This is a genomic window from Planotetraspora kaengkrachanensis (genome assembly GCF_016862895.1).
In the GTDB taxonomy this organism is placed as follows: Bacteria; Actinomycetota; Actinomycetes; order Streptosporangiales; family Streptosporangiaceae; genus Planotetraspora; species Planotetraspora kaengkrachanensis.
In genome coordinates this window covers 18,883-33,801 of the sequence record NZ_BONV01000043.1, presented here as the reverse complement: position 1 = coordinate 33,801, position 14,919 = coordinate 18,883, and the positions used below count along the sequence as shown (strand labels likewise).

Genomic DNA, 14,919 nt, shown 5'->3' with positions numbered 1-14,919 from the left:
TGTTCCGGCACCCGAAGTCGAGACTTGGCCGAACGCTTACCCCATGTCCGCCAAGGCCTGCTCGAACTCCGCATAAGCTGCGGGACTGAACAGCACGAAACGGACCTCAGTGACGACGGCCCCGGCCTGCCGTACCGCCGCGAGGGCGATGCGGGCGGCGTCCGCCATCGGCCATCGGTAGATTCCGGTCGAGACGGCGGGGAAGGCCACGGTCGAGGCGCCCAGCGAGTCCGCCACGTGCAGCGACTCCCGATAGCAGGAGGCCAGCAGATGGGACCGGTCCTCGCTCCGCGAGTACACGGGCCCGACGGTGTGGATCACCCACCGGGCCGGAAGCCGGCCGGCCGTGGTGGCCACCGCCGCGCCCACGGGAAGTCCACGCCCGTACCGCGAGGCGCGCAGCGCCCGGCACTCCTCCAGGATCTCGGGACCGCCGCGCCTGTGGATCGCGCCGTCGACCCCGCCGCCCCCCATCAACGAGGAGTTGGCCGCGTTGACGATCGCGTCCACACGCTGCTCGGTGATGTCGCCCTCGACCAGAACGAGCTTCATCTGTCTCACCTCTCTACGGGACGTAGTACTACCCCAGGTAGGCTGAACGTCGTGAAGGGTCTCGGCGAGCTTGAACGCAGCATCATGGACATCCTCTGGGCGGAGAACGCCCCGCTGACCGCCCGCGAGGTCGGGCGCATGATCGAGGATCGCGATCTCGCGCCCACCACTGTGATGACCGTACTCGATCGGCTCTCTCGCAAGGGATTCCTCACCCGTACCAGGGACGGCCGCGCCTGGCGCTACCAGCCTGCCGCGAGCCGCGACGCCTACGTCGCCGAGCTCATGCTCGAGGCCCTGGACATGACCGGTGACCGTGACGCGGCGCTGACGCGCTTCGCGCAGGCCGTCTCCGGCACCGAGGCGGAGATCCTGCGAAAAGCCCTCACGGAGCTGGAGGAGGAGTGATCGCGGCGGCGGTCTTAGCGGCCCTGGCCACGATCTGCGCCCTGGCGGCGTGGCGGCTGACGGCGGCGCGCTGGACGTGGCGCGCCCCTCGCACGGCCATCCTCCTGTGGCAGTCACTCGGGGTGACCTGGGGACTCGCCTCCACCGGCGCCCTGCTCGCCTACGCACTCGAGCCGTACAGGCGGGGTGTCGTCCACGGTCTCGCCGCCCTGCTCATCACGCTGGAGTACGGCGTCGCCGAACCGCATGACGTGGTACGGCTCGGCTCCCTCGCCGCGGGGCTCGCGCTGCTGGCCGTCCTGGTGGTCGTCCTGCTCGCCGCCGGAACCCAGACGCTCCGGGCCCGGCACCGGCACCGCGTGCTGCTCTCGCTGATCGCCAGGGACGAGCCCGCCGTGCCCGGAGTCCGCGTGGTGGACTTCCCCGGCGCCGCCGCCTACTGCCTGCCGGGGCTGAAGAAGTCGCACGTCGTGATCAGCGACGGGACGCTGAGTCTGCTGTCGCCCGACGAGCTCGACGCGGTGCTCGCCCACGAGGCCGCCCACGTGCGGGAGCGGCACGACCTGGTGCTGCTGCCGTTCGCCGCGCTCCGCAGGGCCCTGCCGTGGTCGGCCGTGGTCCGCGACGCCTACGCGTCGGTGAGCCTGCTGATCGAGATGGCGGCCGACGACCGCGCCCTGCGCAACTGCTATCCCAAGCCGCTGGCGACGGCCCTGCTCCGGTTCGGCTCCGCCTCGCCGCTGCCCACTCCGCAGGGGGCCCTGGGCGCCTCCGCGGCGTCGAACGTGATGGCCCGCGTCAACCGCCTCGTCAATCCGGCGGTGGAGCTGCCGGCCCACACCCGGTACCTGATCCTTTTCGGCTCCGTTCTGCTGACCGCGTCCGCCCCGCTGCTTTGGCTGATTCCCAACTGACCGTTGGGTGCTAGCTGGTGTTTATCGAGTAGTTTGCAATTGCAAGCACCCTGATGCAGACTTGGGGCATGGAACTGCCCAAGGTCGGCTCGCTCGGCGAGTACATCCGCCAGCAGCGGCAGCAGGCGAAGATCTCTCTCCGTCAGCTCGCCGCCCAGGCAGGGGTGTCGAACCCCTACCTGAGCCAGGTCGAAAGAGGACTGCGCAAGCCGAGCGCGGAGATCTTGAACCAGATCGCCAAGGGGCTGCACATCTCGGCCCAGGCGCTGTACGTGCAGGCCGGCCTCATCGAGGACCGTGAGCCCCACAGCGACGTGCTCGCGGCGATCCGGGCCGACGTCACACTCACCGGGCGGCAGCGCCAGGTGCTCATCGATATCTACGAATCGTTCCACAAGGAGAACCGGGCCGCTGATTCCGATCGGCCGCCGCAATCGGCCGATGATCTCGGGGACGACCCGGTTCCCCCACGTAACGGCATCACGCCGGAGAAGGAAGGATAGTCCATGACCCTCGCCACCGAGGTCAAGAAGATCACCGAGTCCAAGCCGTTCTACGCGCTGACCGGCGCCGGGGACTACGCGGTGGAGAAGCTCCGCGAGCTGCCCGAGCAGCTGCAGAGGTTCCAGTCACGCCAGGGCGACCTGCGGGAGACCGCCAAGGACCTTCCCGTCAGGGCGCGGGAGTACGCCACCACCGTGCAGGACAGGGCCGAGGCCGTCGCCAAGGACTTCCCCGAGAAGGCCAAGGCGTACGCCGACACCGCCGCCGCCCGGGTCACCGAGCTCTACGAGGAGTTCGCCCTCCGCGGCCGCAAGATCGTGAGCAAGGTGAGCGGTGAGGCCGCCCACGAGCTCGCCGAGGTCGCCGAGTCCGCGAGCACCAACGGGACCTCCGCCAACGGGACGGCCGCCCACGGCGCCGCCAAGCGGACCACCACGGGAACCGCCAGGAAGTCCGGCGCCAAGCGCTCGCACTCCTGACGACGGCACCGCGATGCGACGCGTCGCCCGGCCCGCCCCCCGAGCCCGGGGGCGGGCCGTTCGCCGTCCCGGGGTGAATGCCGTCCCGGGGTGATACGGCTCTCTCGCTCGCGACACAGAACGCCCCGGCGCATTAGTGTGGGAGCGTCCGCCACCGATTGACCGTCTGGGAGAGTCCATGTTCGGGCCTGTTAACGGCGTGCTGGATCTGATCTTCTGGCTGCTCAGCGTCGGGGCCTTGATCCTCTCCGCATGGGCGCTGATCCACGCGATCCGCATCCCCAAGGCCGCCTTCCCCGCCGCGGGCAAGCAGACCAAGCCGCTGTGGCTGATCATCTTGGGGTTCGCGACGCTGTTCACCTTCGCCGCCGTGGTGAGGTACCTGAATCCGCTGAGCATCTTCACGATCGCGGCCGTCATCGCGGCGGGCATCTACCTGGCCGACGTGAAGCCCGCGGTGAACGACCACCGCAGGGGCGGCGGCAACCAGGGTCCCTACGGCCCCTGGTAAGCCTGACAAGCCTCCGCAGTCCTCTGGTAGGCCTCGGCGGGCGAGGCGGCCGAGGTTGGCTCTAGGCTGCCGAGCATGGGAACCGATGCTCTCGGGCGCACCGAACGCCTCGAACTCGCCGACCAGAACCTGCGCGACTGGGAGGCGGTCGTCCTCGCCTCCTCCCCCGACGGGATCGTGCTCGACCGTTCGGCGTTCTATCCGGGAGGCGGCGGCCAGCCCGCCGACGAGGGCACCCTCCTCTGGCAGGGAGTGGAGACGCGCATCGCGGGCGTGCGCAAGGGCGACGACCTCTACCTGATCCCCGCCGAGGGCGAGCCGCTTCCCGTTCCCGGCACCGTGGTCAGAGCCGCCGTCGCCGATGAGAGGCGTTCGGCGCTGATGCGCACGCACTCCGCTCTGCACGTGCTCTGCGGGGTCGTGTTCCGTGACTTCGGCGCGCTGGTCACCGGCGGCAACATGGAGCCGCTCGTCGCCCGGATGGACTTCAACCTCACCGAGGTGCCGCCCGGCTTCAAGGAGGCCGTCGAGGCGGCCTGCAACGCCGAGGTGACGGCCGACCGGCGCATCGACGTCAGGGTGCTGCCCCGCGCGGAGGCCTTCGCCATCCCGGACATCATCCGCACCGCGACGAACCTGGTGCCCGAGTCCGTGCAGGAGGTCCGCATCGTCGACATCGTCGGTCTCGACTGCCAGGCGGACGGCGGCACCCACGTGGCCTCGACCAAGCAGATCGGCAGGATGCGGGTCGCCAAGATCGAGAACAAGGGCAAGGGCTTCCGGCGGCTCAGGATCGCCGTGGAGGAGTGACAGGTCAGAGCCAGTCACGCTTGCGGAACGACCGGTACAGCACGGCCGACACGAGCACGATGGCGGCAGTGGACACCCAGAATCCCCAGGAGTGCTCGAACCCGGGGAAGGGGACGTTCTGCCCGTAGAAGCCGGTGATCAGCGTGGGCACGGCGATGATGGCCGCCCAGCTCGTCACCCGCTTCATGATCAGATTCATCTTGTTGCTCTGCATCGTGAGGTGCGCCTCACGGATGTTGCTCAGCAGGTCCCGTAGGGATTCCGTCCACTCGGTGGCCCGCAGCACCTGGTCGTACACATCCTGGAAGTACGGGGCCATCGCCCCGTCGCCCACCTCGTCGGTCCTGCGGATGAGGGTGTTGACGACCTCGCGCATCGGCATGACGACGCGGCGCAGGGTCACCAGGCTCTTGCGGATCTCGAACGTCCGGCGCTGGTCGCGCTGGGTGATCGCCCGTTCCCCGAAGACGCCCTCCTCCAGGACCTCGATCTGCTCGTCGATCGCCTCGACCGTGTCGAAGTGGGTGTCCACCGCATAGTCGAGCAGGCCGTACAGGAGGAAGGCGATGCCGTGCTCGGTGAGTCCCGGCGCCTCGTCCCACCGCCTGATGACCTCCTCGATCTCGAACCCGGGAGAGCTCCGGACGGTCACCAGGGCGTTGGGCGTGATGAACGCCGACGCCTCGGCGACGTCCAGCCGGCCCGAGACGGAGTCGAACCCCACGGCGTAGACGTTGAGGAACTTGTGGCTGTCGTAGACGTCCAGCTTCGGGCGCTGCTTGTGCTGCAGGGCATCCTCGACCGCGAGCTCGTGGATGCCCAGTTCCTCGGTGATCGCCCGCAGGTCCTCCTCGTTCGGCTCGCACATGTCGAACCACACCACGGCGGACGGGTCCTTCAGGTGCTCCGACACATCGGCGACGGGAAAGCCCTCAGCCTCGAGCTTCCCGTTCCGATACAGGCGCGTACGTCCCATGTCCAGCAAGCCTAATCAGTGAGCCTCGGTGGACAAGATGAACCGTTCTGAAGGGATGTCACGCGGAGGCCGGCCGGACCCGGATCTCGCCGACACGCTCTCCCCCGCCGTTGACCGGAACGGTGGCGAGCTCGGTCAGCTCGGGGGCGTCGAGGCCGAGAGCACGCAGGGCGGCGACCGTGACGGGTACACGCGCCCGTGTGCCGCCGTCGTCGACCTTCACCGCGCCGGCGCGGCCGTCCGCGAAGGCGAAGGCGTCGAACGCCTCCGCGCCCGCCTTGACCATCAGGCCGGGGATCGCCCGCATGAGCGCCGCCTCGGGCCGCGTCGTACCGCTGGTCCACTCGGGGTACGCGCGCATCGCGTCGGCGACACGGCGTTCGGGGCTGCCGGCGTCCGCCAGGGTGAAGCGGCGGAAGGCCCGCACGATGCCGGTCATGGAGACGAAGAACAGCGGGGCGCCGCACCCGTCGACGCCGGTGGCCGCGACGCGCTCCCCGGTGAGCTCCTCGACCGTGGACCTGATCGCCCGCTGCAGGGGATGGCCGGGGTGCAGGTAGCCGTCGACGGGCCACGCGTTCGCCACACAGGTGGCGAGCATGGCCGCGTGCTTGCCCGAGCAGTTCATCAGGATCCTGCTCGGCCCGCCCTGTTCGCGCAGGACCTGGTGGAGTGCCTCGGTGTCCAGAGGCAGGTCCTCCGGACAGCGTAGGGCGGACTCGTCCAGCCCCGCTCCGGCGAGGATCTTCCGTGCCCCGTCGATGTGGAACCGCTCCCCGCCGTGACTGCCGCAGGCGAGCGCGAGCAGTTCGTTCTCCACGGGCAGGCCGGCCCGGACCATGGCGAGCGCCTGCAGCGGCTTCATCGACGAACGGGGGGACACCAGGCTTGACGTGTCACCGTGAACCATGACGGGTGCGCCGTGGGCGTCCACCGCGTACACCCGGACCCGGTGAACGGACTCGACAAACCCTGAACGAACCACTTCGACGATCAGATCGGACATAGCGGGCAGTCTACGAAGCGCCCGCACGTGGCAGAATGCGGGGCCATGCGTGCGGTGGTCCAACGAGTCAGCTCAGCGTCGGTCACGGTGGACGGCAAGGTGGTCGGAGCGATCGACGAGCCCGGCCTCCTCGTCCTCGTGGGCGTCACCCACTCCGACGGGCCGGCCGAGGCGGCCCGGCTGGCCGGCAAGCTGTGGGGACTGCGGATCCTCCACGGCGAGAAGTCCTGCTCGGACGTCGGCGCCCCGCTGCTCGTGATCAGCCAGTTCACGCTGTACGGCGACGCACGCAAGGGACGCCGCCCCACCTGGCAGTCGGCGGCCCCCGGTCCCGTCGCCGAGCCGCTGGTGGACGCCGTCGTCGCCGAACTGAGGGCGCAGGGAGCACGCGTCGAGACGGGCGTGTTCGGGGCCGACATGCAGGTCTCCCTGACCAATGACGGCCCCATCACGCTCGTGCTTGACGTCCCCGGGCTCTGAACAGTGCCCCTTCGGGCCCGGTCGGCCGGTCGCTCTCAGCAGGTCAGCGAAGCCGTCGGCGGAGGGCCGGGTCGATCTTCACGTTGCGACCGGCGTCCGGCGGCACGATGACCTCCTGCGTCGCCGCGACGCCGCCCGCGAGCAGTTCGACGTCGACGGGGACGGTCCGCTTGACGAGCGCGAGGGCGATCGGGCCGAGTTCGTGATGGCGCGCGGAAGAGCCGACGAAGCCGATCTGGCCCGGCTCCGCAGTCTCCGGATCCGTCTCGGCGGCGGTTCCGGCGCCGAGCGTGACCGGTGAGCCGTGGGCGGGCAACGTGTCCACGCTGCCGTCGAGGTGCAGGAACACCAGGCGCCGCGGCGGATGGCCCAGGTTGTGGACCCGCGCGACGGTCTCCTGCCCGCGGTAGCAGCCCTTGTTGAGATGGACGGCCTGCTCGATCCAGCCGACCTCATGCGGGATCGCCTTGTGGTCGGTCTCGAAGCCGAGTCTCGGCTGGTGCGCCTCGATGCGGAGCGCCTCGTACGCCCAGATGCCGGCGAGCCTCAGGCCCAGCGCGGCCGGGACGTCGGCCAGCGTGCCCCGCGGCACCAGGAAGTCGCCGCCGATGGCGACAGCGCCCTCGGGCGGGGCGACCGCGGGAACTGCCCCGGGTGCGGCGACGGTGACCACGGCGTAGTCGGAGGTCATGTCGGCCACCTCGACCCGCAACATGAACCGCATCTTCTCCAGGAACCCGACCAGTTCGGCCGAGGTGCCCGGCTCCACGTGCGCCCACACCGCGTCGCCGTCGTCCACGAGCGTGAGGTGGTGCTGGACGCGGCCCTGCAGATCGAGGAACAGCGTCTCGGTGGGCGTGCCCGGCGCAAGGGTGTCGAGCCGCTGGGAGCTCAGGTCGTTCAGCCAGGTCAGCCGGTCGGGCCCGGAGACCCGGACGATCTCCCTGTTGCTCCGGTCGACCAGCGCCTGGCCGGCCGCGAGCGCACGTTGCTCGGCGTAGGGCTCCCCGTAGTGCGCTGCGATCGTCTCGTCCGGCGCCACGGCCGCGACCGCTCCCGGTGTGTCAAGCAATGGGCTCCGCATACCTCAAGGCTATTCGGTCCCGTACGGACCCGGTCCGGGCGGATCCGCGGATCAGCGGCAGTCTCCGCACCGGCCGAAGACGGTGAGGTGACGGACGTCGGTGGCGAAGCCCAGCCGGTCGTCGAGAACGTCCACCAAGCCGTTGACCAGGTCCGGAGCGACCTCCGTCACCTTGCTGCAGGAGCGGCAGACCAGATGGACGTGATCCGCCTCCGAGGCGAGGTGATAGGTGGGCGCCCCATGCCCGAGATGGGTGTGGGAGACGAGCCCCAGCTCCTCGAGCAACTCCACGGTGCGATAGACGGTGGAGATGTTCACTCCACGGGCGGTCTCCTGGACGCGCGAGCATATGTCCTCGGGCGTGGCATGCCCGAGCTCGGTGATCGCCTCCAGCACCAGCTGGCGCTGAGGAGTGATCCGGTAGCCGCGTGCACGCAGCTCCTCATGCCAGGTCTCAGCCATGAACCGAGTCTACGAGGCGTCACCGATACGTGCGTCTCGCCGGGATTTCGGCCCCCCGCATAATCGCTTGCCCCCGTCTCCGGCGCTCGCATAACGTACAAGCACGCAGAAGGGAGGTGGTCCGAGCAATGGTTGATCATTATTGGACTAGCGAGGTGGCTGTCCGCTAGGACGTCGTCCATTCGGACCTTCCGTCTGGATGTCTTTGACGTCCCGGCGAAATCCTCAACAGACACCGGAACCCCGGGCTGCCGGCGGCCGAGGAGCACTTCTCGGCCATTGGTCCAGCCGGCCCGCCTCACCATGAGGCGGAGGCCGCCCGGGGTTCTTTTCTTTTCTGGAGAAGCAAAACCTGCCTGGCCGGCATTCTCCACCGGCCGCCTGTTCAGTCCTCCGGCTCGAAGTCCGCGACCTTCTTGAGCTCAGCGGAGGCGTGCGACTGCAGCGGCTGACCCACGGCCGCCATGTCGTAGGCGTACATCAGATTGCCGTTGACCAGGCCGTAAAGCCGGTGGCCCGCCGTGTACTCCTTGGCGCTCGCCGCACGGGCGACGACGTCGGTCCGCAGCTCGATCTTGTGGAAGACGACCTCCCCCACATAGATCTCCACGATGCCCGTGGGGTGGGCGAGACAGACCTCGAGCTGGCGCTCGGGCTGGATCCGCCAGAATCCGGTCTCCGTGGCGAGCGGGCGGACCTTGGCGCCCTCGGCGTCCAGCAGCCAGGAGCGGCTCCGGTAGGTCAGGAACGGCTTGCCGTTGTGCCCGAACTCCACCTCCTGGCCGAAATTGGCGCTCTCCATGGTGGGGTAGCCGATCACGCCGGCCCCCTCCCAACGGCCCAGGAGGAAGGCGATCGGTTCGAGGTCGGGATGTGCGTCCATGGAACACGAGCTTAGATGCCCGGACGCGGTCCGGATCGCCGGGGCGACGGCCTTCACAGGACTTGTGCTGACTTATCCGGTATGCGCCGACGCGCGAGCATCGGCCGCCGACTAGGCTGCCACCATGGCACGATCACTGGTGATCAAGGTGACGGCCGGTGCGGACGCACCGGAGCGGTGCAACCAGGCGTTCACCGTCGCGGCGGCCGCGCTGGCCAGCGGCGTTCCGGTATCCCTGTGGCTCACCGGCGAATCCGCGTGGTTCGCGCTGCCCGGTCGTGCGAAGGAGTTCGTCCTCCCGGAGGCCGCCCCGCTGGCGGACCTGCTCGACGCCGTGCTCGCGGGTGGACGCGTGACCCTCTGCACCCAGTGCGCCGCACGCCGCGAGATCACCGTCGACGACATCATCGACGGTGTCCGCATCGCGGGAGCCTCCACCTTCGTCGAAGAGGTGCTCGCCGAGGGCGTCCAGGCCCTGGTGTACTAGCCGGCGGGAGCCGTACGGGCTGATCACCCGCCGGCCCCGCCGCGCCTACCGGCGGGAACCCTCGGGCGGGTTGGAGGCGTCTTCGCCCAGGACGGCCGCGAGCCGCTCGTCGCGCAGCCGCTGATACCAGTCGTCGTTCATCGGGGGCAGCGGCCCGATCGCCCACGAGAGCAGCAGGTCGGCCAGCGCGGGATTGCGGGCGAGCGCCGGGCCGTGCAGGTACGTACCGACGATCTTCCCGGCGACGCATCCCTCGGTGCCGTCGCCGTTGCCCGTGCCGACGATCGTCCGCGACAGGGCCCGCACCCCCGGACCAAGCCGGGTGACGCCCATGTGGTTCTCGAACCCCGTCAGCGTGGGCAGCCGCAGCGCCGGATCCACCTCAGCGGCAAGCTCGCCGACCGCGCGCCGCTCACCCCGGCTGGAGCTGATGTCGAGCAGTTCGAGTCCGGGCACGGGCTGCCCCTCCTCGCCGCCGAACACCGAGCCCATGATCTGGTAGCCCGCGCACACCGCCAGCAGCGCGGCACCGCGGGCAACCGCCATCTGGAGCCCGCCGTCCTTGCGCAACCGCTCGGCCCCGAGGATCTGCGGGCGGTCCTCGCCACCGCCGATGAGGTAGATGTCGCCCTGCTGGGGCACCGGGTCGGACGACCGGACGTAGTGGATCCGCGCCGGCACGCCCCGGGCACGGGCCCGCTGCTCCAGGACCAGCACGTTGCCCTGGTCGCCGTAGGTGCTGAGCAGGTCCGGATAGATCCAGACGATTGTCAATTCAGACTGCACGGCCGAACTCCGTCCGGATCTGCTGGAACGCGGTGTAGTTGGCGATCACGTCGATCCTGCCCAGCGGCAGCGTGGCCACCGCCTGGTCGAACGAGTCGCAGAGCTGGAACGGGATGCCGGCGACGTCGAGACGCAGGGCCAGGTCGAGACGCCGTTCGCCGGTCACGAAGACGGGCCGCCCCCGGAGGATGCGGTAGTCGACGTCCCACAGCCACGAGGTGTCCCGTCCGTCCGGCCCCTGGGCGTTGATGGACAGGATGATCGGAAGCCTCGGGTCGGAGACCTCGAAGGCCTCCAGCCAGCCCGCCGGGTTCTTGGCCAGCAGCAGCCGCATCGCACGCCCGTCGCGCTCCACCGTCGTGTAACGGCCCGCGACCGACGCGACCGTCCGCAGTCTCGGGATCGCCCGCGCCGGGTCGAGGCCGAACGCGTCCACCGTGGCGAGCGCGATCGCGGCGTTGGACCGGTTGGCCTCGCCGGGAAGCTGCAGATCGAGCCGCCAGCGCCGGCCGTGCGGGTCGATCACGTCCTCGCCGTCGAGGATCCAGTCGGGCTCGGGCCGGTGGAAGGTGCACTCGCGGCAGGCCCAGTGGACCGACCCCTGCTGCCCCATCTCCCGGGAACCGCCGCGGTCGAGCGGGCCGCCGCACTCGGGGCAGCACCACGAGTCCTCACGCCAGCGCTGCCCGCCCGACACCCAGGTCACCCGGGCCGCCGTGGACGCACCCCAGGTGACCAGGGGGTCGTCGCAGTTGGCGATCACGTGCGCGGGCTTGCCCGCGAACGCGCGACGCCACTTCTGGGCGAGCAGCCAGATCTCGGCCGCGCGGTCCATCTGGTCGCGGCTGAGGTTCATGAGGGTGACGATGCCGGCGTTGGTCGTGTCCAGCACCTCGGGGAGGTATTTCTCGTCGACCTCGAGGACGGCGAACGGCGCGTGCTTCGCCCCTGACAGCGCCGACACGTGCCCGGCGGGCATGTTCGCGCCGAAGGCGTTGGTGGCGACCTCGCCCAGCTCCATGAGCGCCGAGGCGATCAGACGTGTCGTCGTGGTCTTGCCGTTGGTGGCGCTGACGAGGGCGAGCTTGCGGTCCGACGCGAGCTTGCGCAACAGGTCGGGCTCCAGCATGAGCCCGACCCTGCCGCCGATGACGGACCCGTCGCCGCGTCCGGTGGCTCTGGACAGCGTCGCGGCCGTGCGGCCCAAGGCACTGGCGAGCTGCGCCCGCAACGGAAGCTGACTCATGCCCGAGATCCTATCCGCGCTCCACCACCGGCCGCCTCGCGGCTCGGGGCCGTACGGGACTGCATGATCACGAACCGTGCAGACGCAGGCGGGAGGTGCCATCGGCGAACCTGTGCATGATCACGGACTGCGAAGATGCAGGTGAATGAGGATTTCCCCGAACCTGTGCATGATCACGCCCCGAGGAAGGACAGCTCCGGAGGGGTGTCTCCGTCGAAGGGGAGGACGAACCGGCGGGGCCAGGACAGGACGGTCTCCAGCCACCCGGCGCCCATCGTCTGGGCGACGTGTTTGACCCGGTCCTTCGGCTCAACGCCGATGGCGACCGTCCCCACGTCCCGCTGGATGCCCTCGTGCTCGTCGTCGCCGAGGATGACCCGCCACGCGAGGGCGCGGTTGCGGTCCACCTCCATCGACAGGGGGTGATGACGCAGAGCCTTGGCCCGGTGTCCCAGCAGCTCGGTCCTGACCCCCACCGCGACGCCGCCCTCGCCCACCGGCGCGGACCCGTTCACCCCCTGATGCGCGTACGGCCGGCCGACGGGATCGGTGCCAAACAGGGCGTACTCCATCGCCGGAGCGGCGCTGCGCAGGTCGGGTGCGGGATGGCCGAAGGGGAACAGCCTGTCGACCTCGTGCAGCCAGCGGACCTGCGGGATGACCCAGGCCGCCCCCGGCCGCTCCCCGGCCTGCATCGGCTGCTCCCTCTCCTCCGGGTCGAGCAGCCCAGCGGCGACATCGGCGGCCTTCTCGGTGAGCAGTGTGGGGTCGAACCAGGTACGCAACGACCACGACCTGCGGGCGACACCGCGCTCGGTGAGGGTGGCGAGCAGGCACTCCCTGCGCTTGACCGGCAGCTCGCCCCAGATGTCGGCGAGCACGCGTGGCACACCCGGCAGCGAGCGGTTGGTCACGAAGGAGAGGATCACGGTGTCGGTCCAGATCCGCAGCCACGCCCACTCCGGCGCCACGGCGAGGAGGTCGGCCTCGCGCAGCTCCACCAGCGTGCAGGCCTTGCCCGTACGGCACTCGCGGCCGCAGGCGGCCGATCGGCGGCCGCAGATGGGCGGCACCGGGCTCAGCATGGCCCGCTCGCGGTCCTCCCCCAGCGGCACCTGGATGCGCAGCGGACGGTCCATCCCGTCGGCGAAGACCGCCGCGTACCCCGGCTGGAGCGAGACGACCTGCCGGGACTGGTCCTCGCTCAGGTTCATCGCCGCGCCGACGAGCCGGCGGTCGTCCTCGGCCGGCAGACGGTGGACGACCTTCAGCGCGGTGTTCTTCACCACGTCGGAGACCAGCTTCGTGGGGATCTGCTCGGCGACGATGATGCCCTCGCCGTACGCCCTGATCTCGGCGAGCATGCCGGCCAGCAGTTCGACCGCGTGGGTGGAGGCCCGCTGCGAGCCGCGGTCCCTGAGCAGGCGGTGGGCCTCCTCGATCACGATGACGTGCCGGAGGCCGGGCGGGCCGTCCTCGCCCCGCGGGTCCTGCCTGGCGCGCATCCGCAGGTGCTCGACGATGCGGATGATCAGCGTGCCCATCAGGAACGCCTTGTCCTCGTCGTTGGCCACGTCCTCGATGGCGAGCACCACGTTGCGCTGGAGCAGGCCGCCGATGTCGGCCGGGTGGCCCCCCTCGAAGAAGCGGCCGGCGCTGCCCACCCGCAGGCTCCGCAGCCGGAGGCTGATGAACCCCTCGACGTCGGCCTGCACCTCGTTGCCGTAACCGATCTCCTGGATGACCTCCAGGGCGTGCTGCTGCAACTGCTCGAGCGTCGGCACGGCCGGCTGCACCGCCGCGCCGGGGATCCCGCCGCCGGTGACGACGTCCCAGCCGTTCGCCTCGTACACCCGCTGGAGGGCCAGGGACATGATCTGCGGGAACGGCTCCTCGGCGTCGAAGGCCGCCATGAAGAGCGCGCGGACCATGTCGATGTGCGCCTGCACCGGATACCCGGGCTCGGGAGCCAGCGGGTTCACGCTGAAGGGCACGTTGTCCGGCGCGGACGGGTTGATGACGGTCAGCGGCGCCAGGTTCTCGACCCGGCCCGCCATCGCGGCGTACTCCGACTTGGCCGGCTCGATGGCCAGCCACGGGATCCCGGCCTTGGTGAGCTCCTCCAGCAGGTGCCTGACGGTCTGCGACTTGCCCGAGCCGGTGGCGCCGGTGATGAAGGCGTGGCGGTTCAGCGTGGCCAGGGGCACCCGGAACGCCCCCACCGCCCGGTCCTGGCCGTCCACGATCGCGCCGAGGTCGATCAGTTCGGACGAGCCCTCAGTCTCCGCCTCACTCGTCACGTCGAAGTAGCCGGCGTCGACGACGCGCACGCCCGGGACCTCCCGGCGCGGCAGGCCCGCGAGGGCGGCGAGGGCTCCCGCGGTGGCGGCGAACGGCGCGCCCGCCCCGTCCGCGGAGTCCTGCAGGTTGACGGCCAGCGCCTCGGCGAAGCCGTACACGGACTCGCCCTCGGTGATGCCGCGCTCGGCCCCGGACAGGGCCGGTACCGACATGGCGCTGCGGAGCCGGTAGGGGTGGTGGCTCATCTCGACCGAGCCGACCAGGACGGGGGCGAGCTGCCGCAGTTCGTCGGGACCGGCGGCCCCCGCGAGCACGCGGACGTTCCACAGCCCGGCCTCGCGGAAGGCGTCGAGTTCCTGCATCCTGCGTTCCGCGCGCTCGGCGTCGAACCTGGACCTCTCCGACGCGTCGCCGTACTGGCGCAGGACGTTCAGCTGGGTGCGCAGATGCGCCACCTCGGTGTCGAGGAGGTCGGTCGGCTCGGCCACGACCACCCAGCCGAACGGCCGCGACATCAACGTGACCAGCGTCGACTCGAACAGCGTCGGCCGCTTGTGCTCGTCGGGCTCGGGTTCGCGCCTGCCGTACAGCGGGGGCGCCTGCCTGCCGGGGCACGGCGTCCAGACCAGGTCGGCCAGGTCGGCGAGCCACTCCTCCCCGATCTCGACCCCGCGGGCGCCGCCGGGGAACAGCAGCGGCTGGGGACCCGTTACGGGCGCCTCGTCGCTGGCGACCGCGCGCTTGGGCGGCCGGGGCGGCGTCAGCGGCCCCGCGTTGGTGATGAGCTCGAGCGGCGCACCCGAACCACGCGACAACCAGCCGATGACGAATGGGCGGTCGCGCTGAGCGGCGGACAGCACGGCCGGGAGAACGGTGACGAAGTCCCACTCCGCGGACGAACTCCGCGACGGCGCGGCGATCGCCTGGATCCGGTACCACGGCCCGCTCAAGGGGAACGGATGCATGAGACCCCTCACTTGACGACGAACAGGGGAGAGACTCCTTCAACGATCACGTGCCCACATCCCTG

The 14,919-nt window shown here is 70.3% G+C and carries 17 protein-coding genes; 8 read left to right on the top strand and 9 right to left on the bottom strand.

Features of this window, described 5'->3' with window-relative positions; genetic code table 11:
* Window positions 1-36 precede the first annotated feature (36 nt).
* Window positions 37-552 carry an O-acetyl-ADP-ribose deacetylase gene (locus Pka01_RS33890; protein WP_203887054.1) on the bottom strand — a complete coding sequence of 172 codons (516 nt, stop codon included), beginning with the start codon at window positions 550-552 and terminating at the stop codon, window positions 37-39.
* A 51-nt stretch (window positions 553-603) separates the two neighbouring features.
* On the opposite strand from Pka01_RS33890, the gene Pka01_RS33885 reads away from it, so the two are divergent.
* The 6 genes from Pka01_RS33885 (at window position 604) to Pka01_RS33860 (ending at window position 4,178) form a co-directional block, all read left to right on the top strand.
* A complete protein-coding gene (locus tag Pka01_RS33885) occupies window positions 604-960 on the top strand; it encodes a BlaI/MecI/CopY family transcriptional regulator (protein ID WP_203887053.1) in 357 nt (118 codons plus the stop codon).
* Entirely contained in the window at window positions 957-1,874 is a 918-nt protein-coding gene (locus Pka01_RS33880) for a M56 family metallopeptidase (RefSeq protein ID WP_203887052.1), read from the top strand. Before Pka01_RS33885 ends, Pka01_RS33880 begins: the two co-directional genes overlap by 4 nt.
* 68 nt (window positions 1,875-1,942) lie before the next feature.
* Window positions 1,943-2,377 (top strand): helix-turn-helix domain-containing protein, encoded by a 435-nt coding sequence (locus Pka01_RS33875; protein WP_203887051.1) that lies wholly within the window; start codon window positions 1,943-1,945, stop codon window positions 2,375-2,377.
* 3 nt (window positions 2,378-2,380) lie between these two features.
* Window positions 2,381-2,857, top strand: coding sequence for a hypothetical protein (locus tag Pka01_RS33870; protein ID WP_203887050.1), 477 nt, complete (start codon window positions 2,381-2,383; stop codon window positions 2,855-2,857).
* A gap of 178 nt (window positions 2,858-3,035) precedes the next feature.
* Entirely contained in the window at window positions 3,036-3,368 is a 333-nt protein-coding gene (locus tag Pka01_RS33865; RefSeq protein WP_203887049.1) for a DUF2516 family protein, read from the top strand.
* 75 nt (window positions 3,369-3,443) lie between these two features.
* Complete coding sequence (locus Pka01_RS33860; RefSeq protein WP_203887048.1) at window positions 3,444-4,178, top strand: alanyl-tRNA editing protein; 735 nt, start codon at window positions 3,444-3,446, stop codon at window positions 4,176-4,178.
* Window positions 4,179-4,182: 4 nt separating this feature from the next.
* Here the strand turns inward: Pka01_RS33860 and Pka01_RS33855 are convergent, their stop codons facing one another.
* Together Pka01_RS33855 and Pka01_RS33850 are read right to left on the bottom strand one after the other, a co-directional pair.
* Entirely contained in the window at window positions 4,183-5,154 is a 972-nt protein-coding gene (locus Pka01_RS33855; RefSeq protein ID WP_203887047.1) for a magnesium transporter CorA family protein, read from the bottom strand.
* Window positions 5,155-5,212: 58 nt separating this feature from the next.
* A complete protein-coding gene (locus Pka01_RS33850; RefSeq protein ID WP_203887046.1) occupies window positions 5,213-6,160 on the bottom strand; it encodes an asparaginase in 948 nt (315 codons plus the stop codon).
* A 45-nt stretch (window positions 6,161-6,205) separates the two neighbouring features.
* On the opposite strand from Pka01_RS33850, the gene dtd reads away from it, so the two are divergent.
* On the top strand, window positions 6,206-6,640 hold the full coding sequence (dtd, locus tag Pka01_RS33845) for a D-aminoacyl-tRNA deacylase (protein ID WP_203887045.1): 435 nt from the start codon (window positions 6,206-6,208) through the stop codon (window positions 6,638-6,640).
* A gap of 43 nt (window positions 6,641-6,683) precedes the next feature.
* Here dtd and ygfZ read toward each other — a convergent pair whose 3' ends face one another.
* The 3 genes from ygfZ to Pka01_RS33830 all read right to left on the bottom strand — a co-directional run bounded on the left by ygfZ (window position 6,684) and on the right by Pka01_RS33830 (window position 9,069).
* Complete coding sequence (ygfZ, locus tag Pka01_RS33840; RefSeq protein WP_203887044.1) at window positions 6,684-7,724, bottom strand: CAF17-like 4Fe-4S cluster assembly/insertion protein YgfZ; 1,041 nt, start codon at window positions 7,722-7,724, stop codon at window positions 6,684-6,686.
* Between the two features lie 51 nt (window positions 7,725-7,775).
* On the bottom strand, window positions 7,776-8,186 hold the full coding sequence (locus Pka01_RS33835; RefSeq protein WP_203887043.1) for a Fur family transcriptional regulator: 411 nt from the start codon (window positions 8,184-8,186) through the stop codon (window positions 7,776-7,778).
* Window positions 8,187-8,571: 385 nt separating this feature from the next.
* Complete coding sequence (locus tag Pka01_RS33830; RefSeq protein WP_203887042.1) at window positions 8,572-9,069, bottom strand: heme-binding beta-barrel domain-containing protein; 498 nt, start codon at window positions 9,067-9,069, stop codon at window positions 8,572-8,574.
* A 124-nt stretch (window positions 9,070-9,193) separates the two neighbouring features.
* On the opposite strand from Pka01_RS33830, the gene Pka01_RS33825 reads away from it, so the two are divergent.
* Window positions 9,194-9,556 carry a DsrE family protein gene (locus Pka01_RS33825; RefSeq protein WP_203887041.1) on the top strand — a complete coding sequence of 121 codons (363 nt, stop codon included), beginning with the start codon at window positions 9,194-9,196 and terminating at the stop codon, window positions 9,554-9,556.
* A gap of 45 nt (window positions 9,557-9,601) precedes the next feature.
* On the opposite strand, the gene Pka01_RS33820 is transcribed toward Pka01_RS33825, so the two are convergent.
* From Pka01_RS33820 to Pka01_RS33810, 3 genes are all read right to left on the bottom strand, one after another.
* A complete protein-coding gene (locus tag Pka01_RS33820; RefSeq protein WP_203887040.1) occupies window positions 9,602-10,342 on the bottom strand; it encodes a type 1 glutamine amidotransferase in 741 nt (246 codons plus the stop codon).
* Window positions 10,332-11,588, bottom strand: a complete 1,257-nt coding sequence (locus tag Pka01_RS33815) for a Mur ligase family protein (RefSeq protein WP_203887039.1) — start codon at window positions 11,586-11,588, stop codon at window positions 10,332-10,334. Before Pka01_RS33815 ends, Pka01_RS33820 begins: the two co-directional genes overlap by 11 nt.
* A gap of 173 nt (window positions 11,589-11,761) precedes the next feature.
* Window positions 11,762-14,854, bottom strand: a complete 3,093-nt coding sequence (locus tag Pka01_RS33810) for an ATP-binding protein (protein ID WP_203887038.1) — start codon at window positions 14,852-14,854, stop codon at window positions 11,762-11,764.
* Between the last annotated feature and the right edge of the window lie 65 nt (window positions 14,855-14,919).